This window comes from Mycobacterium sp. 852002-50816_SCH5313054-b (assembly GCF_001667185.1).
Taxonomy (GTDB): domain Bacteria; phylum Actinomycetota; class Actinomycetes; order Mycobacteriales; family Mycobacteriaceae; genus Mycobacterium.
Genome location: NZ_LZIC01000094.1, coordinates 1 through 25,578, shown reverse-complemented (window position 1 = coordinate 25,578; position 25,578 = coordinate 1). Strand labels below are relative to the sequence as shown.

The following is a 25,578-nucleotide window of genomic DNA, read 5'->3' as shown; positions in this document are numbered from 1 at the left end:
GCGAGGACCGGGTTGTTCGCGGGGGTGCTGCGCGCCGGGATCCCGGTGTGGACCGACACCGCGCTGCTGCGTCTCCTGAACAGCCCGGCCGAGGGTGGTCGCGTAACCGGGGCGGTGGTGGACCATGGCGGACGCCAGGTGACGATCACCGCCCGCCGCGGCGTGGTGCTGGCCACCGGCGGGTTCGACCACAGCATGGACATGCGCTGGAAATTCCAGTCGGAGTCGCTGGGCCCCAACCTGAGCCTGGGCGCCGAATCCAACACTGGCGATGGGATCCGTGCGGGGCAAGAAGTCGGCGCCGACATCGATTTGATGGATCAGGCGTGGTGGTTTCCCGCCATCGCGCCGCTGCCCGGCAAGGCGCCGGCGGTTATGTTGGCCGAACGGTCGCTGCCCGGCAGTCTGATCGTGGACCAGCACGGCCGCCGGTTCGCCAACGAGTCGGCGGACTACATGTCGTTCGGCCAGCGGCTGCTCGCGCTGGAGCGCTCAGGCAGCCCAGTCGAAGCGATGTGGATCGTGTTCGACCAGGGATACCGCAACAGCTATGTCTTTGGCGCCGAACTGTTTCCGCGAATGCGGGTCCCGCTTGCCTGGTACGACGCCGGCATTGCGGTGCGCGCCGACAACCTAGGCGAGCTGGGCTCCCGGATGGGGGTCCCGGTGTCGGAGTTCGTCGACACCATGACCAAGTTCAACCAAAACGCATCCGCGGGTGAGGATCCCGACTTCGGCCGGGGCCGCAGCGCCTACGACCGGTACTACGGCGACCCGACGGTCAGGCCGAATCCCAACCTGCGCCCGTTGTTGAGAGGCCCGTTCTACGCAGTGAAGATGGTGCTCAGCGATCTTGGCACCTGCGGCGGGCTCAAGACCGACGCAGCGGCACGTGTGTTACGCGAAGATGGCGAAGCGATCGCCGGCCTGTACGCCATCGGCAATACCGCCGCGAACGCGTTCGGCACAACCTATCCGGGCGCGGGCGCGACGATCGCACAGGGACTCGTGTACGGCTACATCGCTGCTCGGACCGCGGCCGATTAGTCCGCGTTGCGCTTGGCCTGAACCTGCTTTTCGACCTCGCGCCAATAACCCGGCGTAGTGCGTGGCTTGCCGTAGCCGCCCCTGGGCGCCTTCTGCAGGATGACGTCGGCCTCGTCGATTTCCTTGATGAGTTCGAGGGCGAACTCGCGCTCGGCGGCGTAGTACTTGGCCGCCCAGCGCAGGGCGAGCGCCGAGTACGCCCAGGCCGGTTCGGCCTCGGCGCCTTCGGCATCCTCGACCGCTTTGCGGTGGCGGGCTTCCGAGTACGCCACATGTTCCTGCAGCACTTCCTTGAGCCTGCTCGGATTGCTCAAGTGACCGAACGTAACCCGCAGCAGCACAGCGTGTTTGAGTACCGGCGCATCCACGGGCGCATGGTTGGTCCACTCGGTGACGGCGTCCATCCCGGCCCGGGTGATCTTATAGAGCCGACGGCTCCGGGTGCCCTCGCCGCGCTCGACGCGCGACGTCACCAGCCCCAGTCCCTCGAGCTTCTTCAGTTCGGTATAGATCTGGCTGTATGACGGGCTCCAGTAGTAGAGGTCGACGCCCCAGTCGATCCACTTTTTGAGGTCGTAACCGGAGACTTCCTCTTCGTAGGACATCATGCCCAGCAGGGCCCAGCTGGTGGCCGCAAGGGCCGCCTTGGCGGGGTTTTCGCTGTTCTGATCCACTCCGCCAGACTAACAACACGGACCACCGGATCCCTTGTTGTGGACCGTTGACCGGGACGCGGAATTTCGCGAGGGGTGCGGCCCTACGACGGGCGTTTCTGCGTCTTTGCTCGTTCGATCCAGAGCCGCACGACACCCACGGCGGTGACGATGACCGCCGCCCCGTACACCATCAACCCGAACGCCGGCTTGACTTCCACGACGCCCAAGCCCTTGTCGTTCTCCGCGGCGACACTGTTGAACCAGACGATCGTCAGGCCTGCCAGAAGGCCGACCACGACGCTGAGCCCGATCAGTCGTCCTACCACCACTGGGGATTCCGGCAGAACGGGAAGCGCCAACCCGACGCCTATGGCGACCAATGCGATAACGACCAACTTCGTCGCGCCGTTGGCGGGAACCTCGCGCGCGCCCAGCGTTTCGCCAAACAATCTGGCGCTCTCGGTCGCAAAGGGCAGGAATGTCGAAATAGCTGTGACGGCGAGGCCCGCGAACACAATCCAGACACTGACCGACATCTTTGTGGCGGAGCCCTCAGGCGCCGGGGGTCCGGCAGCCGCCATTTGCCCGCTGACGCCGGGGCTTTCCGGGCCGGTGGCGGGCCACTGCTGGCGGTGCGGCGTCCAGCCCCGGCCGTCCCAGTACCGTTGGGCGTTCGGATCCTGGGGGTCGTCATACCAGCCGGGCTGGTTGGGTGTCGTCATGGGCCGATCCTCCCGGTTGACTGAGCTGCACCCGTGCGAGCGAGAATAGCGCTGCAACGCACGAATAGGACTGATGGGCGACCTGGATGACACGTGATCGGCCAACCGATCCCGCCGAAGGAACGGACGATCGCTCCGATTTCGCCGACGCGGCAATCGATGACGCGCAGCGCCACGAGACTCCCGCGCGGGCTCGGTCACGCCGACCCTCCCGCCGCGCCATGGTCGTCGCCGCCTGCCTCGTCGCCGTCGCCGTGGTGGCCGGTGGCGTGATCGTCGGCCTCCAGGTCGGGCGGACACACCGCGCCGCATCCTCGCCGACTTCGGCGCCGGGCACGGCCGCGGCCCCGGTCGCTCTGCCGCCGGGTTGCGACACCACGCGCTTGCTGGCGTCGATGTCGAACCGCGACAAGCTCGCGCAACTGCTGATGGTCGGCGTAACCGACGCGGCCGACGCGCGCGCGGTCGTCGCCGATCAACACGTCGGCGGCATCTTCATCGCCAGCTGGACCAACCTGTCGATGCTGACCGACGGCTCACTCGCCGAGATCGCCGGCTCGGCGGGCCCCCTGCGGCTGGCGGTCAGTGTCGACGAGGAGGGCGGGCGCGTCGAGCGGTTGTCCGCGCCGTCGTTGCTCGGGCAGGCGCCGTCGGCCCGCGCTCTGGCCCACAGTGAGTCGGCCGATCAGGCCTACCAATTGGCGCTGGATCGCGGCCGCAAGATGCGCCGGCTCGGCATCACCATCGATTTCGCCCCGGTCGTCGACGTCACCGATGCGCCCGACCACACGGTGATCGGAGACAGGTCGTTCAGCGACGACCCCGCGGTGGTGACAAAGTACGCGGGCGCCTACGCGCGCGGCCTGCGCGACGCCGGCGTGCTGCCGGTGCTCAAGCACTTTCCCGGGCACGGCCATGCCTCGGGCGACTCCCATGCGACCGGAGTGGTCACCCCGTCGCTGGACGAGATGCGGGATGTCGACCTGGTGCCCTATCGCACGCTGGTGGCCCAGGCGCCGGTGGGTGTGATGGTCGGCCACATGCAGGTTCCCGGCCTGACCGGTAATGATCCCGCCAGCCTCAGCGCGGCCGCGATCTCGTTGTTGCGCAACGGGAAAGGCTACGGGGGGCCGCCATTCGACGGGCCGGTGTTCACCGACGACCTGTCGAGTATGCGCGCGATCACTGATCGCTACGGGATCGCTGAGGCGGTGCTCAAGGGCCTGCAGGCCGGAAACGACAGCGCGCTGTGGGTGAGCACCACCGCCGTCCCGGCGGTACTCGACCGGTTGGTATCGGCAGTGAACGCCGGGGAGTTGAGCATGTCCAACATCGAAGCGTCGGTGCGCCGGATGGCGGCGGCCAAAGCTTTCAATTCGCCTTGCGGGCGTTGACCTTTAAGTCCTGGGGGTAGCCAACCGCGTCAATCGCGCAGCGTGCGACCTTGTGCGTCGGGAACCTTGCCCATGATGATCATGATTCCGTCGATCAGTGGCCAGAGGGCACCGATTCCGCAAGTAAGAACGCTCACCGCGATTTGGGCGATCGCGATGTTCGTATAGCCAAGATAGAAGCGACCCACCGCGAAAGTGGAGAGAAAAATCTGCAGCAGCCCGGCGACCACCTTGCTCTTGTCCGACAGCGGACGACCATAGGCGTCGACGCCATATGGTGCGTCGCCCGCGTACGGAGCGACGCCCCCGGCCGAGGCGGGGGCATCGGCACGCCACTGCACGCCATCCCAGTACATCTGGCCGGGCCCGCCGCTGGGGTCCGGGTACCACCCCGCGGCTGGTTGTTCGGTCATTGTGTTCCCCTCTCGTTTGAAGGTGATCGGTGCTGTTTACCGCTCGTCGCGGTCGGTCGTGGCAAGGTTGGTGTAGACACCTTGGAGGATTCTTGGCGGGTGCGGGACCGGCGGGTATCCCGAATGCCACTGCGGCTCAGCCGAATACACTTCGACCTCGGGAAGCCGTGATCGTCGGCATGGTTCATTGTCGCCATTTCTCGCTGGGTCATTGATCTCCTTCGATCAATGTCGACGCCAATCATTGCATCGGCGGCCCGGATTTGTCCTGCAATGGGCAACGAGATTTTCAGTTCTCGCGTAAGCGTTCGACGATGACGGCCCGGGCGGCGCGACCTTCCGGCGTGGGCGTGAGCGGGTAGACGTGGACCAGGCCGTGTCGTTCGTGGTATTCGATGTCGACGCCCGCCGCCTCGGCCTTCTCGGCGAGTAGCCGCGCGTCGGGGTTGAGGATGTCGCGGGTACCGCTGAGGACGGTCAAGGGCCCCAGGCCCGTCAGGTCGCCGTTCAACGGGCTCACCATCGGGTCGGTTGCCGGCAGGTCGCCGCGCCAGCGCCCCGCGAATTCCAGCAGGCCCGCGCGGGTCAGCCACGGATCGTCGACGCCGCTGATCAACGGGTTGGCCAGGGACACGTCCAGCACCGGCGAGATCAACACGGTCCGCGGCAACACCAGGCGGCGCTCGTCGCGCAGCATCAGCGCGGCCGACAACGCCATCTGCCCCCCGGCGGAGTCCCCGGCCAAACACACGCTGTGATCGTCCGCCGCCTTTTCGGCCACCAGCTCGGCGACCATGGGCATGACCTCGGCCGCGGTGGCGAACGGCACCAGCGGGTAGATTGGCACGACCACGTGCACCCCGGCCTCCGCGGCGATCTGTGCCGCCAATCGCCAATGCTGCGAGGCGATTTCGTTGACCCAGGCACCGCCGTGGAGGTAGCAGACGGTGCCGCGAGCCGTCGCGCCGTCCTTCGATGTCAGGGTGAAAATCGGCCAGTCCGACCGAATCTCCATGTGCACGTCGACGTCGGACCGCAACCGCGGTGGCGGCCCGAACGCCTGCGGAAGCGACGCCCGCTGCTCGATGTGCTCGCGGGCGCTGTCCGCGGATCGGTATGGCCGCCCGCGGGTGCGGCGGAGGACGGTGGGCAGCGCCCGACTTCGCCAGCTCAGCGTCACCTGATCTGCAACCCCCGCTTGCGCACCCACAGCAGGGCGGCGAGTGTTGCCGCGAAATAGACCCCGGTGGCGATGGCCAGGTGCACGAAGCTTTTCGTGTCCCGTCCCAACACCGGCCAGATCAGTTTGGGCACTTGTGTCCACAGCACCCGGTGCTCGACCCCGTTCATCGGGTCGGCGACGTAATACAGCGCGTACGGCAGCGACAGGGCCAGCACCCAGCCGCCGGTGCGGAGACGATCGCCACGCTGGCGCCACCGCCGAATCAGCGGCTCGACACTCACCGGGTGCAACACCGAGATGAGGTTACCGACACCCAGCCAGGACACGATGGGGACCGCGACGGTGGGGATGGTCACCCCGAGGCGCCCCGGCGTCTCCAACCACAGCGTGAGGGCCATCGCCGCCACCAAGGTCGGCACGCCGACGATCGCCAGCAGGGCCAGGTTCTTGATCAGCATGATCCGCCAGAACGGAACCCCGTCGGCCAACGCCTGTCGCACGCGGTAATGGTCGGCGCCGAGCAGGTTGGTGGTGGTCACATCGGCGAGGACCCACGAGGAGAAGTAGGTGCCGACCAGGATCACCCAATCCGAGTGGTGGCGGCCCGTCGTCAGCGGCTGCACCAACAACCACGTCGCGGCGAAGACGACGTTGGCCAGCACTCCCATCAGCCAGGTGCGTGGCGGCGTGAACGCCCAGCGGACCTCGGCCCCGACGGCCGTCCACAGGCCTTGCTGCAAATCCTTGGCGGCCCGCCGGGCGGCGGTGGGGCGGGGAGCCGACGCCCGCACGGCGGCCCGCAGCGCGGCGTCCACCCGCGGACGCATTGTCGCCGCCAGTGCCGCCATCTGCTCCCCCGCCAGACTCGGTTAATGCCTGCCCCGCAACGCCTTTGGTTATCCTTGCGAGCCCGGTTTCCCGATGATGCGTTTGTGCAGCTCCTCGGTGAGGACGTGAATCTGGCGGGTCAGCTCGAGATCGGTCTTGAGCTCCATTTCCTGGGTCTGGAAGTCATGGTCGGCCCTAGCCTGCTGGAACGCGGCCTGTCGGTTCTGACCGATCATCACGAAGGTGGACAGAAAGATCGCCTCCAGCGACACCGCGAGCGTCAGGGTGGGCCACGGGTTCCTTTCCAGGAACACCATCCACACGCCGAACAGGGCCGCGTGCAACCACACGAAGTTCATCGACCCGGCAAACGCGGTGATCCGGTCGGCCAAGCGCAGCTGGAAGCTCGCGCTCCGCCTCCTGGCCTCGCCGACGACCGCCGGGTGGTGGACCTGGCCGCCCCGCAGCAGCCGGCGCGGAATGAGTTGCGGGGTGTGGCGATGGCCGTCGGCCTGTGTCGTCATGTGAGCCGTTCCTTTCGGTGCCGTTCCGGTATGCCGGTCTTCGTCAGCTGACACGTTTTCGACGGGCGGAGGTGCCGCTGGCTAATGCTACTGATGCGGCTTGCGAGTGAGCCATGCCCAAGGCCCCGCCGGTAGAACGTGTTACAGTTTGCCGTCCGCGGCGAAGGGCCTGTGAGATGAACCGCAAGCGCGTCGTCATCGCGGGACTCGGCGACGTCGGTGTCCTGACCGCGATTCGGCTGGCCCGGCACGCCGACGTCGTCGGCATTTCCAGCAAACCCGCGCTGGTGAGCGGTCAAGAACTCGGCATCCGGCTGTCCCGCCCGGAGGACTGGGCCCGCGACTACTGGATTCCGTTCGACAGGTTCCGCCGCCTGGATGGGGCGCGGACCGAGCAGGCCTCGTTGACGGGCCTGGATCTGGCGGCCCGCACCGTCCTGGGCCGCCGCGCGGACGGCACACCCCTCGCCGAGGAGTACGACGCGCTGGTCATCTCGACCGGCGTCAGCAACGGATTCTGGCGCCGGCCGACGCTGCAGTCGGCCGGCGAGATCGGCGCCGGGCTGCGCGCCGCCCACGACCGGCTGTCCGCCGCGGATTCGGTGCTGATCATCGGGGGCGGCGCAGCCGCCGTCAGCAGCGCCGTCAACCTGGCCACGACCTGGCCGGGCAAGCGGATCGACCTGTACTTCCCCGGAGAGCGCGCCTTGGGCGAGTATCACCCGGCAACCTGGCAGCGCATCCGCAATCGATTGACCGACCTCGGGGTGGGCCTGCACCCGGGGCACCGCGCCCGGGTTCCCCAGGGCTTCTCGGGCGACGCGATCACCGGCGAACCCGTCGAGTGGAGCACCGCGCAACCGCCGAGTTCCGCCGACGCGGTGCTCTGGGCCATCGGTCGAGCGCGACCCAACACCGATTGGCTGCCGCCCGAACTGCTCGACGAACGCGGTTTCGTGCGCGTGACCCCGGAGCTGCGGGTGCCCGGTCACCAGGGCGTCTTCGCCGTCGGTGACGTCGCTGCCACCGACCCGCTGCGCAGCTCCGCACGCAATCGCGGGGATGCGTTGGTAGCTAACAACATTCGCGCCGAGTTCGCGGGTCGGGACCTGCGGACTTTCCGAACCCCCGGACGGCGATGGGGTTCGTTGCTGGGCATCCAGCCCAACGGGCTCGAGGTCTTCTTCCCCACCGGTCGTTCGTTCCGCTTCCCGTCATGGTCGGTCGAGCGGGTGGTGATGCCATGGGTCGTCCGATGGGGCATGTATCGGGGAGTGCGCGAAAATCAGCCACTTCGATAGTGGCCACCGGCGAGGGCTCAGCTCTTGATCGACCCGGTGCGCTTGTTCGTGAACGTCGCAACGCACACCATCGCGCGGTCGCCGTGCTGCCACGAATCCTGCGTCGGCTTCATGACCGCCAAGTCGATGTCCGGATCCAGCAGCGACGTGGCCGAGTACGACGCCAGCGACTCCTTGCATTGCTTGCCGTAGGCGCTGAATCCGTAGTCTCCGGGAAACGGTCCGTCGGGGATGGTCACGACGCCGGCCACCTCCGCAACATGGGGCCGGTCACAGTTGACGGTGTTCACCGAGGAGATCCGGTTTCCGGTGGGCAGCTCGGCGAAGCAGTCCCCGACCTTGATGTCTTGGGCGTTCACCGGGTGCGTCGGCGACAGGGCCACGAAAGCGATCGCGACGGCGATCACCACCGCCCAGCCGGCGGACAGCGCGAGTCCGCCGATGGCCATCCCCCGGCCGCGCTGCCCACCGGGTTTCGTTTTTCCCAGCGCGATGATGCCGAAGATGACACTCAGCAGGATTCCACCCACCATCCCGCAGACCAGCGACGCGATGGCGAATCCGCTGGTCGTCTGGCGGTACGGCGGCTGGTAGGCGTATCCCGGCGGCGGGTACCGACCCGGCGGGTACGGCTGCGGATAAGCGCTGGGCGGGTACGGCGCGGGGTAAGGACCGACGGGGTGCGGGCCCGGATGCGGCGGCGGATATCCCCCAAGGTGCGGGGGCGGCGCGCCGGGGTCCAGCGGATGCGACATGCCTCACTGTAAGGCCCGACAAGTCTTCCCGCTTGTGTTGTCTGCGACCGTCGCGCGGTGGGGAGCCCTAATCGCCGGTGCGCGTGAGTGTTTCGTCGTAATCGAGGCTCCATTGGCAGTTGGGTCCGCCAGACTCGTCCAGGTGATTGTGCCCGGTGAGCAGCGTGATCGGATCCTGCGGCGGTTGCGGCAGCGGATACTGCCCGGTGGCTTTCGCGTAGACCAGGCCGCCACAACCGGGGTCGTTGTCGTCGTGCTCGACGTGCAGGCTCCACGCTCCGCCGGCAAAGACCAGCGGCGTGTCGATCGCCTTGGAGTGGAGATAACTCATGCACCGGTCCCCGCCCCGCAGGCAGTCGGTGACGACAGCCTGATCCCCCTGCTGTGACGGGATGGCCTTCTTGAATTTTCGGGTGACGTGGTAGTGGCCGTGTAGCGCTTCGGCCGGCGACCCGACCCGCGGCGGTAGCGTGCTCGGGTCGGGCAGGGTGTTGATGTCGACGTCCCCGGTTCGGGTGAAGGTCACCGTCCGCTTTTCGTTGCAGGCGTTTTCGGAGGCCCCGCGGTATTCACCGGTGAGGGTCCCGTCGGGCTGCGGCTGCAGCGTCAAGACCTGCCAGACTTCGGCCGGGGCGTCCCGGCATTTGTCAGAACCGAGGTTCACGGCCACCCAGCGCCCGTCCACCTCGTCGAACACCGAGCTCGAGGCGAGCCGCAGCTCCCCACCGAGGCGCGACGCGGTCGCCCGGCAGCCCGTCGAGCCGCAGGCCGAGCGCACCGCGTAGGTGTCCGTCGTCGGCTTGGCCGCCGCGGCCGTGACATCGTCGAGGGTGCCTCCCTGCCCGAAATGCGCCTGGTAGACACCGGTGAATGGGCCCGTGTTGGGCGGCGGGCTCTTCGTTGGCGGGGCGCCGGTGGGCGCCGCGGCGCGACCGGGGTCGTGGTGGTGCAGGAGTTTCACACCGGCGAAGACACCACCCGCCACGACGAGCAGCCCGACGCCGGCCAGGGCGCCGATCAGCGCGCGGGGACGGCTCCCGGGCCGCTTGCCATCGGGGGGTCGCACGGCGGGGATGGTGGCGTCGATCGCGGGTTGGGTGTCGGGGAACGGAACGGCGCCGGGCCCCGAGGGGTCCGCACCCAGAGCGCGGGCCAGCTGGTCGGCGAATTCGCGGCAGCTGGCAAATCGTTCGGCCGGCCTCTTGGCCATCGCGGTGGCGAACACCGGATCCAGCGCGGCGAGCTCCGGACGATGCGCCGCGATCGAGGGCGGCGGGGCGCCGATGTGTTGGCTGATCACCACGGCGGGATTGGAATCGACGAAGGGCGCCGCGCCGGTCAGCAGGTGAAAAGCCGTGCACGCCAAGGCATACTGATCGGCACGCCCGTCGATCGGCTCGCCCTTCAGCTGCTCGGGCGCCGCGTAGGCCGCCGTGCCCACCGTCATGTTGGTCGCCGTCAGACCGGTGGCATCGTCGACGCGCCGCGCGACGCCGAAGTCGGCCAGAAACACCCGCCGCTGCTGCCCGTCGGGATCGGTCAACAAGATGTTGGCGGGCTTGACGTCACGATGCAGCAGCCCACGTTGATGCGCGTAGTCCAGCGCCGAGCCGACCGCGGTCGCGATGGCGACCACCAATTCGAGCGGCATTCCGCCGGGACTGTTTTCCAGCAGCAGCCGGCCCGCGTCCGTGCCGGCCACGTAATCCATTGAGATCCAAAGCCGGCCGTCTTCCTCGCCGCGGTCATGGATCGCCACGATGTGCGGATGTGACAAACCCGCCGCCAGGTCGGCCTCGCGTCCGAAACGGGCCCGAAACTCCGGATCACCGGTCGAGTCCGCGGCGAGGACCTTCAGCGCATCCTCGCGCGGCAGCCGCGGGTGCGCCGCCAGAAACACCTGACCCATCCCGCCCGAACCCAGCAGCCGACGGATCGTGTACCCGGCAAACACCTGGCCGACTTCGAGCGACATGGGCAGATCGTAAATGCTCAAGCCGCAGCGCCAGGTGCAATTCGCCCAGCCGCGGTTGCTCGCCGGGCGGGCGAACCCCCTTGGGCCGCGCTAATCGCCGGTGCGCGTGAACGTTTCGTCGAAGTCCGCGTTGAGTGGGCACGGCGCGCTCTGTGCCTGGTGACCGCGCCCGCTGAGCTTCGCGATGGGGTCCGTCGGCGGTTGTGGCAGCGGATAGTCGCCGCTGGACGTCAGGTGCGTCGTGTCCCCCGACCGCGGACACGCGCTGGTGGCGTCGACATTCCAGGTCCACCGGCCGTCGACGAATACCAGCGGCAGGTCGTTGGATGGTTCGTGAAAGTAGCTCATGCATCGGTCACCGGCGCGCAGGCAATGGGTGGTGACAGCGGTGTCGAACTGCCGCAGCGGGTCGCCGCTCGTCAGGGTCCACGTCACGTGGTAGCGGCCGCGCAGCGCCTCGGCCGGCGATACGACCCGCGGGGGGATGCCGGCCGGATCGGGGATGCCCTTGATGTCGACGTCCCCGACGCGGGTGAAGGTCACCGTCCGCGTGTTCGCGCAGGCGTTGGCGGCGGTCCCGGTGTAGTCCCCGGAGAGACTCCCGCCGGGACCGGGTCGCACCGTGAACACCTGCCAGAACTCCGCGGGGGCATCGCGGCACGTGTCGGACCCGAGCGACACCGCCACCCAGCTCTCGCCGACCTGGTCGAACACCAGCGTCGGGGCCCCCACGGATGCGCCGCCCAGGCGTTGCGCCGTCATCACGCAACCTTGCGCGCGGCACACCGAACGGATCCCGTACGTGCTCGTCAGCGCCGGCGGCGCAGCGGAATCCGGAACGTCGTCGAGGGCGGCGGTCGGTCCGAAGTCGGTCCGGTAGGTGCCCGTGTAGGGGCCCGACGCCGGCGCCGGGTGGCGCTGCCCGGTGAGCTTCAGACCCGCAACCACCCCACCCGCGACCAGCACCAAGACGCCCGCCACCATGGCGAGCACCACGGCCGGGCGCCGGCCCAGTCTGCGCTTCGGCGGCGACGCCGGCGGCACCCCAAGCGCGGTCGCGTCGAACGCCGGATCGGAGGGCGAGCCGGCCGCGCCCGCGTGCCGACGCAATTGCTCGGCGAACTCCCCGCAGCTGCCGAACCGCCCGGACGGCTCCTTGGCCATCGCGGTGGCATACACCGGGTCCAGCCCCGCCAGCCCCGGCCGGTGCGCACCGATCGAGGGTGGCGGGGCGCTGACCTGCTGGCCGATCACGACCGCGAGGTTGGGACCCCGGTACGGCGGGACGCCGGCCAGCAGGTGAAACGCGGTGCACGCCAAGGCATATTGATCCGCGCGGCCGTCGACCGGCCCGGCCATCAGCTGCTCCGGCGCCGCGTAGGCCGCCGTGCCCACGGCCATCTTGGTCGACGTCAGCCCCGCCGCATCATCGACGCGCCGCGCGATGCCGAAGTCCGCCAAGTAAATCCGGCGCCCGTGTTCGTCGGAATCGGTGACCAGAATGTTGGCGGGCTTGACGTCGCGGTGCAGCAGGCCGCGACGATGCGCGTAGTCCAGCGCCGCGGCGACCGCGGCGATGATCGCCATCGCCGCGTCGACGGGCATGCCGCCCGGGAACCGCTCGCGCAGCAGCCGGGCCACGTCGGTGCCGGGCACGTATTCCATCGAGATCCAGAACTGGCCCTCGAATTCACCGCGGTCGTGGACACCCACGATGTGGGGATGCGACAGGCCCGCGGCCAGCTCCGCCTCGCGCTCGAACCGTTCCCGGTACTGCGGATCGGCCGTCACCTCGGCCGGCAACACCTTCAGCGCGTCCTCGCGCGGCAGCCGCGGGTGCGCGGCCAGATAGACCCGGCCCATGCCGCCCGAACCCAGCACCCGCAGGATCGTGTACCCGGCAAACACCTGACCGGCGTCAAGCGACATGGGCAAATCGTAGAGTCTCGCGGGTCAGCCGCAGTTGAGCAGCAGCATGAGCCCGTAGTCCATATGGATCTGCTGATGGCAGTGCAGCAGCGACAGGCCGGGTTGATCGGCGACGAAATCGATCTCCATGCTCTGGTAGCCGCCCAGCATCGCGACGTCCTTGCGCACGCCGGCGGTCGGTGTGCCCGCGACGCGGGTGATTTCGAAGGTGTGCCGGTGCAGATGCATCGGGTGCAGGTCGTCGGTGGCGTTGCGGAACCGCAACCGATAGCGCTTGTCGCGTTGCACGTCGAGCACGGGCCGGTTGGCGTCCATCGAAAAGGGCGTCCCGTTGAACGTCCAGAGGTTGAACCCGCCGTCGGCGGCGTTGCGCTTTTCGATCAGCATCTCGATGGTGCGGTCGGGCGCCGGGGGCGGCGCGGGGTTGGGCGGTGCGAACAGCCGGTAGTCCCATGTGAACGGCGGCGCCGGCGTCCACTGCGGATCTCCGCCGCGACCCGCGTATTCCACCACGACGCCCATCCCGTGGCCGCGGTCGTCGTCGGACAGGTCGCCCAGCACCCACACCCCCGGGTTGTTCATGGTGACCACCGCCGAAATGCGTTCGGCCGCACCGAGCCACAGGACCGGCACGGGCGCCGGATTCGGCACCGGGTTTCCGTCCAGCGCCGTCACGGTGAAGGTATGCCCGGGCAACGCGAGGCTGCGGGTTTCGGTGGCGCTGCCGTTGAGGACGTGCAGCAACACCCGCTGCCCGGTCCGCACGCGGATGGGGTCGCCGTGGCCGAGCATGCGCCCGTTGATCGCGAACGCCCCGTAGCTGACCTCGTAGCCATGCGGATCGCCGCGGTCCAGCGAGGCCTTCATCGCCGACTCGCCCTTGTCCCGCAGATCGTGGTCCTGCTCGCCGGCGAGGAAGTCGCTGGCCATGTCGCCGCCCCGGCTGAACGTGGGGTCGAATTCCTTGAGCGTCAAGAAGATCTCTTGGTCGTAGGAACCGGCGTTCTGCCGGGGTTCGATGTAGACCGGGCCGACCAGGCCGCTGTATTGGCCGCGGGACAGATCCGAGCGCGGGACGACGTGGGTGTGATAGAACCGGAAGCCCGCCGGACCGGGGACGAAGGAAATGCGACGCATGCCGTGCGGGGGGACATACGGCGTGCCCTCCTCGGCGGAGCCGTCGACGTCGACGCCCACGTGCTGGCCGTGCCAGTGCAGCTGCTCGGGGGAATCGGTGTCGTTGAAGATGTCCACCCACGTCCGCCGGCCCTCCTTGAAGCGCAGCAGCGGACCGGGGAATTGGCCGTTGTAGGTCAGGGTCGACGCGAGGTGATCCGGTGCCAATTCCACCGCCCCGGTACCGATCCGCAGAGTGTAATCCGGCGTGCCGTTGGGCGGGGATTGCGGCGCCGTCCGCGAACACGCGGCCGTTGCGAGGCCCGCGCCGCCGCTCGCGGCGATCAGCGCCAGCCCACCGCCTTTCAGGAACCGGCGTCGATCGACCCCCATGCTCACCGCTCCCGGGCCAACACGGGCAACAGGAACTCGATACGGCTATCGAGTTCGCTTGCCACGCGGCGGAATTCGGGGTAGCTCTCCCGCTCGCCCCCGGCGGCCGACGGGTCGGGCAGGCTCCAGTGCATCGCCGTGGCCACGCCGTGCTCGTGGGCGTATTCGCGGACCTTGTCGCACAACGTGATCACGTAGTCGAAACGTCGTCGGGCAACCGCCGCCAGGGGCCGCGGCCGGCTGTCGCGAAGGTCGATACCGTACGTGTCGCGCATGACCCGAACCGCGTTGGGGTGCAGCTGAGCCTTGGGATGGCTGCCGGCGCTCGCGGCACGGATGCGCGTCCCGCCCTTGTGCCGCAGCAGCGCCTCGGCCATCGGCGAGCGCGCGCTGTTGCCGGTGCACAAGAACAGCACCGACCCGGCCGGCGGCGCGGTGGGGGTCGCCGCGAGCGACGGATGAAGCGCGGCCGCCGCGTCGGCGAACGCCCCCGCACACCTGGTCAGGTTCAGCCGGTAATAGGTGTCGCGGCCGTCGAAGTTGCTTCGCCGCGCGTCGATGAGGGCGGCCGCACGCAAGAGCCTCAGGTGGTATGAGACGAGGTTTTGCGGTTCGTCGACGGCCGCGGCCAGTTCCCGCACCCGGTGGTCGCCTGCGGCGAGTTCGGTCAGCAGCGCCCAGCGCACCGGATGCGAAGCCATCTGCATCAGCTGGGGAACCACCGCCCGATCGGTCGCCGCCACCTTTCGGACAATACATCAAACTAGTTTGATAGGTTAGCGCCCGTGAACGCGACCAATCCCGAGCTTCGACGAAGCCTGGGGGTGTTCGATGCGGTGATGATCGGGCTGGGCTCGATGATCGGCGCCGGGATTTTCGCCGCGCTCGGCCCCGCCGCGCGGGCCGCCGGCTCGGGGCTGCTGGTGGGCCTGGCGGTGGCGGCGGTGGTGGCCTACTGCAACGCCACCTCGTCGGCCCGGCTGGCCGCCCTGTACCCGGCCTCCGGCGGGACCTATGTGTATGGCCGCGAGCGGCTCGGCGAGTTGTGGGGGTATCTGGCGGGTTGGGGCTTTGTCGTCGGAAAGACCGCCTCCTGCGCGGCGATGGCGTTGACCGTCGGCTCCTACGCCTGGCCCGCACACGCGCACGCGGTGGCCGTCGCCGCGGTGGTTGCGCTGACGGCGGTGAACTACGCCGGGGTGCAGAAGTCGGCCTGGCTGACCCGCATCATCGTCGCGCTGGTGCTGGCCGTGCTGGCCGCGGTGGTCGTGGCCGCGTTCACCTCCCGCAGCGTCGGCGCCGATCACCTGCGCCTGGCGGGTGTCACCGTGGGCGGCGTGATCCAGGCGGCGGGGCTGTTGTTCTTCGCGTTCGCCGGCTATGCGCGGATCGCCACATTGGGCGAGGAGGTCCGCGACCCGGCGCGCACCATCCCGCGGGCGATCCCCCTGGCGCTGGGCATCGCCCTGGCCGTCTACGCGTTGGTGGCCGTTGCCGCACTCGCCGTGTTGGGACCGCGCCGGCTGGCGGATTCCTCGGCGCCGCTGTCGGATGCGGTGCGGGTGGCGGGAATCGGCTGGCTGGCACCCGTGGTCCAGGTGGGTGCGACGGTGGCCGCGGTGGGCTCGCTGCTCGCATTGATCCTCGGGGTCTCCCGCACCACGCTGGCCATGGCGCGCGACCACCACCTCCCGCACGCGCTCACCGCCGTGCACCCGAGGTTTCAGGTGCCCCACCGCGCCGAGCTCCTGATCGGAGCCATTGTGGCGGTGTCGGCCGCCATCGTCGACCTGCGGGGCGCGATCGGCTTTTCCTCCTTTGCCGTGCTGATCTACTACGCCGTCGCCAACGCCTCCGCGTTCACCCTGCGGACCGACGAGGAACGCCCGCCCCGCGCGATCCCGGTGATCGGGTTGGTCGGGTGCGTGGTCCTGGCCTTCGCGATGCCGCTGTCTTCGGTGCTGGTGGGCGCGACCGTGCTGGGCATCGGCGTCGCCGCGTACGCGCTGCGGCGCGCGGCACGCCCCACCGATCCAGCCTGACCCGACGTGGGGCTTGCCACCTGATTCGATGAATGCTTATATAGAAGAATGTCGAATCAGACGACGGCGTGTTGCCCGACGCTCGGCGCCGAGGCCATGGACGAGGCGCAGGCCGTCGACCTGGCGGCGATGTTCAAGGCGTTGGCCGACCCGGTGCGCCTGCGTCTGCTCAGCCTGATCGCCAGCCACCCGGGCGGCGAGGCCTGTGTCTGCGAAATATCGGCGACGTTCGACGTCTCGCAGCCGACGATTTCTCATCACCTCAAGTTGCTTCGCTCGGCCGGCCTACTGGACTGCGAGCGGCGCGGCACCTGGGTCTACTACTGGGTGATTCCCGCTGCGTTGCAGCAGCTTTCGCAGGTCCTGCGGGTGGGCGACCACTCGTGACCGCAACCCCGACGTCGGTGCCCGACGCGGTCGCCACCCGCCTGTCCACGCTGGATCGGTTCCTGCCGGTGTGGATCGCGGCGGCGATGGCCGCCGGCCTGCTGCTGGGCCGGCTCATCCCTGGCCTGGGCTCGGCGGTGAGTGCGGTTGCCGTGCAAGGCATTTCGCTGCCCATCGCGATCGGCCTGCTGGTCATGATGTATCCGGTGTTGGCCAAAGTGCGTTACGACCGACTCGACGAGGTCACCGGCGACCGCCGCCTGCTGGTGACCTCGTTGGCGCTCAACTGGCTGATTGGGCCCGCGGTGATGTTCGCCCTGGCGTGGCTGCTGCTGGCGGACCTACCGGAGTACCGCACGGGGCTGATCATCGTCGGGCTGGCGCGCTGCATAGCGATGGTCATCATCTGGAACGACCTGGCGTGCGGGGACCGCGAAGCCGCGGCCGTGCTGGTCGCGTTGAACTCGTTGTTTCAGGTCGTCATGTTCGCCGCGCTCGGCTGGTTCTACCTGTCGGTGCTGCCCGGCTGGCTGGGTTTGCCTCAGACCGGTATCGCCGTTTCCCCTTGGCAGATCGCGCAATCCGTGCTCGTCTTCCTCGGCGTACCGCTCCTGGCCGGATACCTGTCGCGCCGGCTCGGTGAACGGTCGAGGGGACGTGACTGGTACGAAAGTCGCTTCCTGCCCCGCATCGGGCCGTGGGCCCTGTATGGATTGCTGTTCACCATCGTCATCCTGTTCGCCCTGCAGGGCCACCAAATCACCTCGCGGCCATGGGATGTCGCCCGCATCGCGATCCCGCTGCTGGCCTACTTCGCGATCATGTGGGCCGGCGGTTATGCCCTGGGATTGCTGCTGCGGCTCGGCTATGCGCGCACCGCCACCCTGGCGTTCACCGCCGCCGGTAACAATTTCGAACTGGCCATCGCGGTGGCGATCGCGACCTATGGCCCCACGTCGGGGCAGGCCCTGGCCGGGGTCGTCGGGCCGTTGATCGAAGTGCCCGTCCTCGTCGGACTGGTCTACGTATCCCTCGCGCTGCGATCCCGGTTGTTCCGAGGAGCCCTATCCGATGACCGATAAACCCAGCGTCCTGTTCGTCTGCGTCCACAACGCCGGGCGCTCGCAAATGGCGGCCGGCTTCCTGCGCCACCTCGCGGGAGAGCGCATCGAGATCCGCTCCGCGGGAACCGAACCCGCCGACGGGGTCAACCCCGTTGCGATCGCGGCGATGGCCGAGATCGGCATCGACATCGCGGCCGCCGCCCCGACGATCCTCACGGCGGACGCGACGCGCAGCAGCGACGTCGTGATCACCATGGGCTGCGGTGACGCCTGCCCCTATTTCCCCGGGGTGTCCTACCGCGACTGGAAACTGCCCGACCCCGCGGGCCAACCGCTGGCCACCGTGCGCACCATCCGCGACGACATCGCAGCGCGGGTCCGGGCTTTGGTCACCGAGCTGCTGCCCACGTCCACCCGCTCATGACCACCCGGAGAAAGGAATCAACATGTCCCGCGTGCAGCTAGCCCTCAACGTCGACGACCTCGACGACGCGATCGCGTTCTACTCCAAGCTGTTCGACACCGAACCCGCCAAGGTCAAACCCGGCTACGCCAACTTCGCCGTCGCCGAACCTCCGCTCAAGCTGGTGCTGTTCGAGAACCCGGGCCATGGCGGCACCCTCAACCACCTCGGCGTCGAAGTGTCCTCCACCGATTCGGTGCACGCCGAAATCGGCCGTCTCGGGGAAGCAGGGCTCTTCACCGAGGAAGAGATGAACACCACCTGCTGCTTCGCCGCCCAGGACAAAGTGTGGGTCACCGGACCGGGCGGTGAACGCTGGGAGGTCTACACCGTCCTGGCCGACTCCGACACCTTCGGGCCCGCCCCCGACGACGCCGAAGAGGCGTGCTGCCAGGCGTAGCTGCCCCGCGGCGATTCCCGGGCGACCCGAACGGGAAGACTGGGTGGGTGCCCGAGCCCGGAACCGAAGCATTCGAAAAGCTGGTGGCGCTGCTGAACTATCCGATGTTCGTGGTGACCACGCACGCCGGCGGCGTCGACGCCGGCTGTCTGGTCGGTTTCGCCAGCCAAACCAGCATCAACCCGCCGCGTTTTTTGGTCGGCCTTTCGAAGAAGAACCACACGTTCCGGGTGGCCGCCGACGCCAGCCACCTGGCTGTGCACGTGTTCGATCGCCAGCACATCGACGTCGCCGAATTCTTCGGCAGTCAGACCGGCGACACGGTCAACAAGTTCGAGCGGTGCTCGTGGCACCGCGGCCCGGCGCAGCTGCCCATTCTCGACGACGCGGCCGCCTGGTTCGCCGGCAAGATCCTGGATCGGTTCTCCCTTGGTGACCACGTCGGGCATCTGCTGGAGCCGGTGGACGGCCGCCCGCCGCAAGAACTCGAGGAATGGGTGACATTCGGCGACGTGCGCCACCTGGAACCGGGCCACGAGGCCTGACGTGACCGAGTCTGCTCGGGTGGGCGCCGTCGGCGACATCACCGAATTGGCGTCGTTCTATGCCGATCCCCCGGACGGGGTGCGCGCCAACATGATCTTCAGCGCCGACGGCGCCGCCGCTTTCGGTGGCCGCGCGGGACCGCTGTCGTGTCCCACCGATCAGCACCTGCTGCGGATCCTGCGCGGCTTCGCCGACGTGGTCCTGGTCGGCGCCGGTACCGCGCGTGCCGAAAACTACGGCCCGGTGCGGCTCACCGATGCGCAACGGCAAGACCGGCACGCCGAAGGGCGGACGGCGCCGCCCCCGATCGCCGTGGTCAGCCGGTCCGGTGAACTGCCGGCCAGGCTGTTCAGCGACCCCGACCAGCCGCCGATCCTGTTGACCTGCGCACGGTCCCCCGCCCGGCACCACGTCGGCAACGCCCCACGGCCGCCGGCGATGGTGGCCGGCGACGACTCCGTCGACGTCGGTCGCGCCGTCGAACTGCTGCGCGAGCACGGCATGGGCCGCATCCTGTGCGAGGGCGGACCCACCCTGCTCGACGAGCTGGTGGACGCCGACGCCATCACCGAAATCTGCGTAACGCTGGCGCCCAAGCTCGCCGGCGGCCAGCCCCTGGGCCCGCGGCGGCCGGCACAGCTGTCGGTGCCGGTGGCGATGCGGCTCGAGCACGCGCTGGTCTGCGACGACTATTTGTTTCTGAAATACCGCCGCTGACGGATCAGCCGCGGGGATAGCCCCGGCGCACCGTCCGGTCGAGAATGCCCAGCGTCGCCCGCAACGCGCCTTCGGACAGGACCGGGAAGATCCCGGCGTCCCGCCACTTCGCGTCGATGTGCGACCAGTCGTAGAACGAGGTGACCACCGTGGACGCGTCGTCCTCGGCCGGCTCGAGCCGGTAACCGTAGACATGGCCGATCTGCGGGCGGATCTGGCCGAGCACCGTCCACGAGATCAGCCGATCCTGCTCGAAGTCTTCGATGCTGACGGTGACGTCGTATTTGCCGAACTGCGGGAAGTCGTTGAGCGCCTCGCGGTCCATGTGCACCACGAAGCTGTCCCCGGCGCCCGTCACCGAGTCGCCGTCGGCGTCCTGGAGCATCCCCGAGGAATCGATCGCGACGTGGCCCTGCGGGTCGCACAGCACCGCGAAGATGTCGGCCGCGGCGGCAGGGATCGTGCGACTGGCCTCGATACGTTCGGTCATGAGTCCTCGCAGCCGGCGGAGATAGCCAAAAATTGCGTCGCGGGTAACTCTACGTCGCCCGGTGCGGTTGAGGGCAGCGCCGCGGCGATTGCTGGACGGCCGCTCGGCATGCAGCGAGTCACTCGGGTTCCTATGATGAAGGCTTGGGATATTTTCATCGATTTGCCTGCGCGACACTACCTTCAGTCCATCGTCGTCCAACCACTCGCGGGCACCGGAGCGGAGGACCACGGGCCACGTGAGCGATTCAAACGGCGAGGACGAATTCCGCAACCTGGCGGTGAACCGATTGCGCCCCGGCGAACTGCACTGGGCGCTCAACCACGACTCGGTACACGGCATCGCCTACGCGTTCCGCAACCCCGTCGCCGTCGCCGAATCCCTCGACGATCCGCACGACGATCGAAAGACGTACCTGATCCGGGTCCGGCGCGACGACTTGGCCACCGCCCTGGGAAGGATCAACGACTGGATCGTCAAGAATCCCGGCCCCGCGGGGATGCAGGCTTACGGCTTCGTGCGAGCGCTGTCCCGCGAGGGTCTCAGCGAACGCAAAGCCGGCGACGAGGAATGCCGCTGAGCCGCTGCCCACGCCGTCCGGCCCGCACGCGCCACGGCCAGCAAAGTCGCGATGAGCTGGCTTTCTCGTTATTCACCGTGCCCGGACGCTGCCGAAACCATTAGCCTTATGCCTGGCAGGTCACGGTTCCAGGTGATTGCGGCCCCGGGTGAGGAGTCGGCGATGGGTGACACGACCGCGGATTCGCGGGAGGGTTCGCAGTTCGGGCCGTACCGGCTGCGGCGGCTGGTGGGCCGCGGCGGCATGGGCGACGTCTACGAGGCCGAGGACACGGTGCGGGAACGCATCGTGGCGCTCAAGCTGATGTCGCCGACACTTTCCAGCGATCCGGTCTTCCGCTCGCGCATGCAGCGCGAGGCCCGCACCGCGGGGCGGCTGCAGGAACCCCACGTCGTGCCGATTCACGACTTCGGCGAGATCGACGGCCAGCTGTACGTGGACATGCGCCTGATCGACGGCAAGAACCTGGCCACCACGCTCGGCCGGTTCGGCCCGCTGGCGCCGCCACGCGCGGTGGCGATCGTCCGCCAGATCGGCTCGGCGCTCGACGCCGCGCACGCGGCCGGGGTGATGCATCGCGACGTGAAACCGGAGAACATCCTCGTCAGCGCCGACGATTTCGCCTATCTCGTCGACTTCGGCATCGCGAGCGCCACGTCGGACGAGAAGCTGACGACGTTCGGCACCACGGTGGGCACCGTGAAATACATGGCCCCGGAGCGGTTCAGCGACGGCGAAGTGACCTATCGCGCCGACATCTACGCCTTGACCTGCGTGCTCTATGAGTGCCTGACGGGGACCCCGCCGTACACGGGCGACACCATCGGCGTGATGGGGGCACACCTCAACCAGGCGATCCCGCGGCCCAGTGCCGCGCGGCCGAGCATCCCGGTGGCCTTCGACGCCGTGATCGGCCGCGGCATGGCCAAGGACCCCGCGGCGCGCTACGCGACCTGCGGTGACCTGTCGGCGGCCGCCTACGCCGCGCTGGCCACACCCGATCAGGATCGGGCCACCGACATCCTGGAGCGCAGCCAGGTGGCCAAGCTGCCCGCGGCGTTCGCCGGCCAGCAGCCCAGCGGCTACGCGTCGGTGCCGCACGCCATGGCCAACCACGCACCGCCCCAGGGCCCGGTGTGGCCCGCGACCCCGGCAACCGGGTCGCCGGTCATCGGCGGTGCACCGGTGCCGCAGCCGACGGGTTGGCCCGGAACGCCGGCCTGGGGCACGGGCGACATGGGCAGCACCGGCGCACCGATGTGGGGGCCGCCGCCCCAGGGCGGACGCAAGCCGTGGCTGTGGGTGGGCGCCGCCGTGACCGTCGTGGTGGCCGTCGTGGGCGTATTGGCCGTCGTTGCCGCCCATCCGTGGCAATCGTCATCGTCCCGGCCCACGTCCACCCCGACGTCGGCACCTCCCCCGCCCGACGCGGTCGAGCTGAAAGTGCTCGACGACGGTGTGTCCATCGGCAGCGCGGCGGCACCGACGACGATCGACGTCTTCAACGAACCCATCTGCCCGCCGTGCGGCAGCTTCATCCGGTCGAACGCGGGTGACATCGACAGCGCGGTGAACAACAAGAAGCTCGCGGTGCGCTATCACCTGCTCAACTTCCTCGACGACAAGTCGCACAGCAAGAACTACTCGACTCGTGCGGTGGCGGCCACGTATTGCGTTGCGGCGCAGGATGATCCGAAGCTCTATAGCGACTTCTACTCCGGCCTGTTCGCCAGCACTTTCCAGCCCGCGGAGAACGCGCCCGAGGATCGCACCGACGGCGAGCTGGCCCAGTTGGCCAAGACCGTCGGCGTCGACGCCGGCGTGATCGACTGCATCAAAGCCGGTGACGATGTCGCCACCGCCAAAGCCAAGGCCGCGGCCGGGGACGCGACGTTGAGCGGGTTCAGCGCCACCGGCACGCCGTTCGTGTGGGACGGCACCAGGTCGGTGAATTATCAGGATCCGACCTGGCTCACCAAACTGATCGGATAGGCGACCGACCTGCGTTGCTGCAGTGGGTGATTCGGTCCCGGCCGCGCGCTGCTATGGGTGCGGCGTGGGAGGCATCGGCGCCGAGGGCGTTTGGGGCGGCGGCATCATGCCGCCCGGTCCCATCATGCCGCCCGGACCCATCATGCCGCCCATGCCGCCGGGTCCCATCATCGGGCAGCTACCGGAGTGGCCGCCGTAATACCCGCGGTACCAGCCGTAGTGGCTGCCCGAGGACCAGCCCAACAACATCCCCCAGAACAGGATCACCGAGACGACGAAGAGCGTCCCGGCAACGATGACCACCCACGCCGCGGCTTGGCCTAACCGGCTCGATGCGCCGTATCGATTGCCGTACCGGGGTGGCTCGGTCACGGTGGTCGGTTCGATCGTGGGTTCGGGTGTTTCCGTCATGGCTCGAAGGATCGCACAAAATACCCCATGGGGGTAGGGACCATTGGCCCTACAATGTGCGCATCTAGGGCTCACGAGCGTAACCGCACCGCGAAAAGTGGCGCCGGTTTTCGCGGTGGCGTTACGCTCGCGGGCCTAGTCGCCGGTGCGCGCGAATTTGACGTCGACGTCGGTGCTCTTGCAGGCCGACGGCGGCCCCGTTACCTCCTCGTGGCCGTGCCCGCTGATCAGCGGGATCGGGTCCTGCGGCGGCCGCGGCATCGGGAAGTGCGCGACGATCCTGGTGTGCTCCATGGCGCCGCCCCGCGAGCAGGGCATGTCGAACTCGCGGTCGTAAGTCCAAGCGCCACCATCGAATACCAGCGCCATGGCCGACAGCGGTGGTTTGTGGAAGAAGCTCATGCACCGGTCGCCGGTGCGCAGGCAGTCGGTACGGACCACGAAGTCGTTCTGTTCCCGGTAACCGTTCGGCTGAGCGCCCGTCTCCTGGTAGTGGCCGTGTACCCCCTCGGCGGGCGACACCGTCCGTGGTGGCAGGGCGTTCGGGTCGGCCACGCTCTTGACGTCGACGTCCCCGGTGCGGGTGAAGGTGACGCTCCGTTTGTTGGCGCACCCCTTGGCCATCATCTCGGTGGCCTCGCCGGCGAGCGTGCCGTCGGGGCGCGGTTGCAGCGTGAACGTCTCCCAGATTTCACCATCGGCCTTACCGCAGGTGCTGGAGCCGGCGCTCACGGCCCGCCAGCTTCCGTTGACCTGGTCGAGCACCATCGTCGGCACCTGCATGGTCTCGCCGGTCAGGCGTGTCGCGGTCGCCACGCACCCCGTGGGGCGGCACGCGGAACTCACGCCCCACGTCTCGGTCGTCGGCGCGGCGCCCGGCGGCGGCATGCCCTCGATGCTGGTGATCCGGGCGAAGTCGGCCCGGTAGACGCCCGTGAAGGGACCCGAATTGGGCGGCGGGGCCGTGGGCGGCGGGGCGGCCGTGGGTGCAGCGGCGGGCGATGGCTGGTGGGACTGGGTGAGCCGGTCCCCTGCCCAGACGCCACTCGCGATCAGCAGCGCGACGCCCGCCAGGGCGGGGATCAGGACGGCGGGGCGCCGACTCAACCGTTTCTTCGGCCGCAGCGGCGTGGTGGGTGCGGCAACGCCGAAGGAGGGCTGGGTGATCTCGTTGTCGGGCCGGGGCGGAATCTGGCCGGCGTATGCGTAGCCCGGGCCGGCCTGCTGACCGAGGTGGGCCGCGAACGCCCCGCAGCTGCCGAAACGTTGCGAAGGCTCCTTGGCCATCGCGGTGGCGAACGCCGTGTCCAGCGCGGCCAGTTCCGGCCGCTGCGCACCGATGGAGGGCGGCGCGGCGTTGACATGCTGGCTGATCACCACCGCGGGATTGGAATCGACGAAGGGCGCCGCGCCGGTCAGCAGGTGAAAGGCCGTGCACGCCAAGGCATACTGATCGGCACGCCCGTCGATCGGCTCGCCCTTCAGCTGCTCGGGCGCTGCGTAGGCGGCCGTGCCCACCGTCATGTTGGTCTCTGTCAGCCCGGTGGCATCGTCGATGCGCCGGGCGATGCCGAAGTCGGCCAGAAACACCCGCCGCTCCTGGCCGTCGGGATCGGTCAACAAGATGTTGGCGGGCTTGACGTCACGATGCAGCAGCCCGCGATGGTGCGCGTAGTCCAGCGCCGACGCGACCGCGGTGATGATGGACACCACTTCGTCGAGCGGCATTCCGCCGGGGCTGTTTTCGAGCAGCAGCCGGCCCGCGTCGGTGCCGGGCACGTAGGCCATCGAGATCCAGAAGTGGCCGTCTTCCTCGCCGCGGTCGTGGACACGCACGATGTGCGGATGTGACAAACCCGCCGCCAGGTCGGCCTCGCGTCCGAAACGGGCCCGGAATTCCGCGTCGGCGGTCAGGTCCGGCGGCAGTACCTTCAGCGCGTCCTCGCGCGGCAGCCGTGGGTGCGCCGCCAGGTACACCTGGCCCATCCCGCCCGAGCCCAGCAGCCGACGGATCGTGTATCCGGCGAACACCTGGCCGACCTCAAGCGACATGGCCAGATCGTAAGTCCTGTCTTCGGGGGTTTTAGGCACTTCCGATCCTTCCGGCCAAAGGGCGATCGCCCGTCAGCAGAAAGGTTGCGGCAGCGAACTTGCCAGATCTTGGTGAAGTCCTTGCGGAATTCTTGCGTTGTTTCCGCGGATCGCCGGGCGTGGGGGTCGGCCGCAGATGCGGCGGTGATCCGCGGCCCC

Annotated in this window: 24 protein-coding genes and 1 pseudogene; 11 read left to right on the top strand and 14 right to left on the bottom strand. The window is 68.7% G+C overall.

The window, feature by feature from the left end; all coding sequences use genetic code 11:
• On the top strand, window positions 1-1,047 hold a 1,047-nt coding region (locus tag A5787_RS18505), incomplete at its 5' end, for an FAD-binding protein (protein WP_156764012.1).
• Here A5787_RS18505 and A5787_RS18500 read toward each other — a convergent pair.
• The gene (locus A5787_RS18500) at window positions 1,044-1,655 is read right to left on the bottom strand and encodes a PadR family transcriptional regulator (protein WP_082977310.1); all 612 of its coding nucleotides are present in this window, start codon (window positions 1,653-1,655) and stop codon (window positions 1,044-1,046) included. The genes A5787_RS18505 and A5787_RS18500 overlap by 4 nt on opposite strands.
• 149 nt (window positions 1,656-1,804) lie before the next feature.
• Window positions 1,805-2,425 carry a DUF2510 domain-containing protein gene (locus A5787_RS18495; protein ID WP_066969572.1) on the bottom strand — a complete coding sequence of 207 codons (621 nt, stop codon included), beginning with the start codon at window positions 2,423-2,425 and terminating at the stop codon, window positions 1,805-1,807.
• A gap of 221 nt (window positions 2,426-2,646) precedes the next feature.
• On the opposite strand from A5787_RS18495, the gene A5787_RS18490 reads away from it, so the two are divergent.
• The gene (locus A5787_RS18490) at window positions 2,647-3,819 is read left to right on the top strand and encodes a glycoside hydrolase family 3 N-terminal domain-containing protein (protein ID WP_066969587.1); all 1,173 of its coding nucleotides are present in this window, start codon (window positions 2,647-2,649) and stop codon (window positions 3,817-3,819) included.
• 29 nt (window positions 3,820-3,848) lie between these two features.
• Here the strand turns inward: A5787_RS18490 and A5787_RS18485 are convergent, their stop codons facing one another.
• From A5787_RS18485 to A5787_RS18470, 4 genes are all read right to left on the bottom strand, one after another.
• The gene (locus A5787_RS18485; RefSeq protein WP_082977308.1) at window positions 3,849-4,232 is read right to left on the bottom strand and encodes an NINE protein; all 384 of its coding nucleotides are present in this window, start codon (window positions 4,230-4,232) and stop codon (window positions 3,849-3,851) included.
• 289 nt (window positions 4,233-4,521) lie between these two features.
• The gene (locus A5787_RS18480) at window positions 4,522-5,412 is read right to left on the bottom strand and encodes an alpha/beta hydrolase fold domain-containing protein (protein ID WP_231994047.1); all 891 of its coding nucleotides are present in this window, start codon (window positions 5,410-5,412) and stop codon (window positions 4,522-4,524) included.
• A complete protein-coding gene (locus tag A5787_RS18475) occupies window positions 5,409-6,263 on the bottom strand; it encodes a hypothetical protein (RefSeq protein WP_231994045.1) in 855 nt (284 codons plus the stop codon). Before A5787_RS18475 ends, A5787_RS18480 begins: the two co-directional genes overlap by 4 nt.
• Before the next feature lie 48 nt (window positions 6,264-6,311).
• Window positions 6,312-6,767 carry a DUF1003 domain-containing protein gene (locus A5787_RS18470; protein ID WP_082977307.1) on the bottom strand — a complete coding sequence of 152 codons (456 nt, stop codon included), beginning with the start codon at window positions 6,765-6,767 and terminating at the stop codon, window positions 6,312-6,314.
• 176 nt (window positions 6,768-6,943) lie between these two features.
• Between A5787_RS18470 and A5787_RS18465 the strand changes: the two genes are divergently transcribed.
• On the top strand, window positions 6,944-8,068 hold the full coding sequence (locus A5787_RS18465; RefSeq protein WP_066969570.1) for an FAD-dependent oxidoreductase: 1,125 nt from the start codon (window positions 6,944-6,946) through the stop codon (window positions 8,066-8,068).
• Between the two features lie 17 nt (window positions 8,069-8,085).
• Here the strand turns inward: A5787_RS18465 and A5787_RS18460 are convergent, their stop codons facing one another.
• From A5787_RS18460 to A5787_RS18440, 5 genes are all read right to left on the bottom strand, one after another.
• Window positions 8,086-8,823, bottom strand: a complete 738-nt coding sequence (locus A5787_RS18460; RefSeq protein ID WP_066969568.1) for a DUF4190 domain-containing protein — start codon at window positions 8,821-8,823, stop codon at window positions 8,086-8,088.
• A gap of 67 nt (window positions 8,824-8,890) precedes the next feature.
• Complete coding sequence (locus tag A5787_RS28650; RefSeq protein ID WP_082977309.1) at window positions 8,891-10,798, bottom strand: serine/threonine-protein kinase; 1,908 nt, start codon at window positions 10,796-10,798, stop codon at window positions 8,891-8,893.
• 90 nt (window positions 10,799-10,888) lie between these two features.
• Complete coding sequence (locus tag A5787_RS28645) at window positions 10,889-12,727, bottom strand: serine/threonine-protein kinase (RefSeq protein WP_066969564.1); 1,839 nt, start codon at window positions 12,725-12,727, stop codon at window positions 10,889-10,891.
• A gap of 24 nt (window positions 12,728-12,751) precedes the next feature.
• The gene (locus A5787_RS18445; protein ID WP_231994043.1) at window positions 12,752-14,236 is read right to left on the bottom strand and encodes a multicopper oxidase family protein; all 1,485 of its coding nucleotides are present in this window, start codon (window positions 14,234-14,236) and stop codon (window positions 12,752-12,754) included.
• A gap of 2 nt (window positions 14,237-14,238) precedes the next feature.
• Complete coding sequence (locus tag A5787_RS18440) at window positions 14,239-14,979, bottom strand: ArsR family transcriptional regulator (RefSeq protein WP_231994041.1); 741 nt, start codon at window positions 14,977-14,979, stop codon at window positions 14,239-14,241.
• Window positions 14,980-15,021: 42 nt separating this feature from the next.
• On the opposite strand from A5787_RS18440, the gene A5787_RS18435 reads away from it, so the two are divergent.
• The 6 genes and pseudogenes from A5787_RS18435 to A5787_RS18405 all read left to right on the top strand — a co-directional run bounded on the left by A5787_RS18435 (window position 15,022) and on the right by A5787_RS18405 (window position 19,855).
• The gene (locus A5787_RS18435; protein ID WP_197507251.1) at window positions 15,022-16,278 is read left to right on the top strand and encodes an APC family permease; all 1,257 of its coding nucleotides are present in this window, start codon (window positions 15,022-15,024) and stop codon (window positions 16,276-16,278) included.
• Window positions 16,279-16,326: 48 nt separating this feature from the next.
• On the top strand, window positions 16,327-16,665 hold the full coding sequence (locus A5787_RS18430) for a helix-turn-helix transcriptional regulator (RefSeq protein WP_066969559.1): 339 nt from the start codon (window positions 16,327-16,329) through the stop codon (window positions 16,663-16,665).
• Window positions 16,662-18,153, top strand: a pseudogene (gene arsB, locus A5787_RS18425) (ACR3 family arsenite efflux transporter). The gene A5787_RS18430 and the pseudogene arsB overlap by 4 nt, the downstream one beginning before the upstream one ends.
• Before the next feature lie 22 nt (window positions 18,154-18,175).
• Window positions 18,176-18,592, top strand: a complete 417-nt coding sequence (locus A5787_RS18415; protein ID WP_066969553.1) for an ArsI/CadI family heavy metal resistance metalloenzyme — start codon at window positions 18,176-18,178, stop codon at window positions 18,590-18,592.
• 104 nt (window positions 18,593-18,696) lie between these two features.
• Entirely contained in the window at window positions 18,697-19,137 is a 441-nt protein-coding gene (locus A5787_RS18410) for a flavin reductase family protein (protein WP_369829140.1), read from the top strand.
• Window position 19,138: 1 nt separating this feature from the next.
• Window positions 19,139-19,855: a pyrimidine reductase family protein gene (locus tag A5787_RS18405; RefSeq protein ID WP_066969549.1), complete on the top strand. Its 717-nt coding sequence runs from the start codon at window positions 19,139-19,141 to the stop codon at window positions 19,853-19,855.
• A 4-nt stretch (window positions 19,856-19,859) separates the two neighbouring features.
• Here A5787_RS18405 and A5787_RS18400 read toward each other — a convergent pair whose 3' ends face one another.
• The gene (locus A5787_RS18400) at window positions 19,860-20,345 is read right to left on the bottom strand and encodes an SRPBCC family protein (RefSeq protein WP_066969547.1); all 486 of its coding nucleotides are present in this window, start codon (window positions 20,343-20,345) and stop codon (window positions 19,860-19,862) included.
• Window positions 20,346-20,625: 280 nt separating this feature from the next.
• On the opposite strand from A5787_RS18400, the gene A5787_RS18395 reads away from it, so the two are divergent.
• Both A5787_RS18395 and A5787_RS18390 read left to right on the top strand, forming a co-directional pair.
• A complete protein-coding gene (locus tag A5787_RS18395) occupies window positions 20,626-20,925 on the top strand; it encodes a hypothetical protein (RefSeq protein ID WP_369829139.1) in 300 nt (99 codons plus the stop codon).
• A gap of 162 nt (window positions 20,926-21,087) precedes the next feature.
• On the top strand, window positions 21,088-22,917 hold the full coding sequence (locus A5787_RS18390) for a serine/threonine protein kinase PknE (RefSeq protein WP_066969543.1): 1,830 nt from the start codon (window positions 21,088-21,090) through the stop codon (window positions 22,915-22,917).
• 51 nt (window positions 22,918-22,968) lie between these two features.
• On the opposite strand, the gene A5787_RS18385 is transcribed toward A5787_RS18390, so the two are convergent.
• Window positions 22,969-23,328 (bottom strand): hypothetical protein, encoded by a 360-nt coding sequence (locus A5787_RS18385; protein WP_066969541.1) that lies wholly within the window; start codon window positions 23,326-23,328, stop codon window positions 22,969-22,971.
• Window positions 23,329-23,463: 135 nt separating this feature from the next.
• The gene (locus A5787_RS28640) at window positions 23,464-25,380 is read right to left on the bottom strand and encodes a serine/threonine-protein kinase (protein ID WP_066969539.1); all 1,917 of its coding nucleotides are present in this window, start codon (window positions 25,378-25,380) and stop codon (window positions 23,464-23,466) included.
• Window positions 25,381-25,578: the final 198 nt, after the last annotated feature.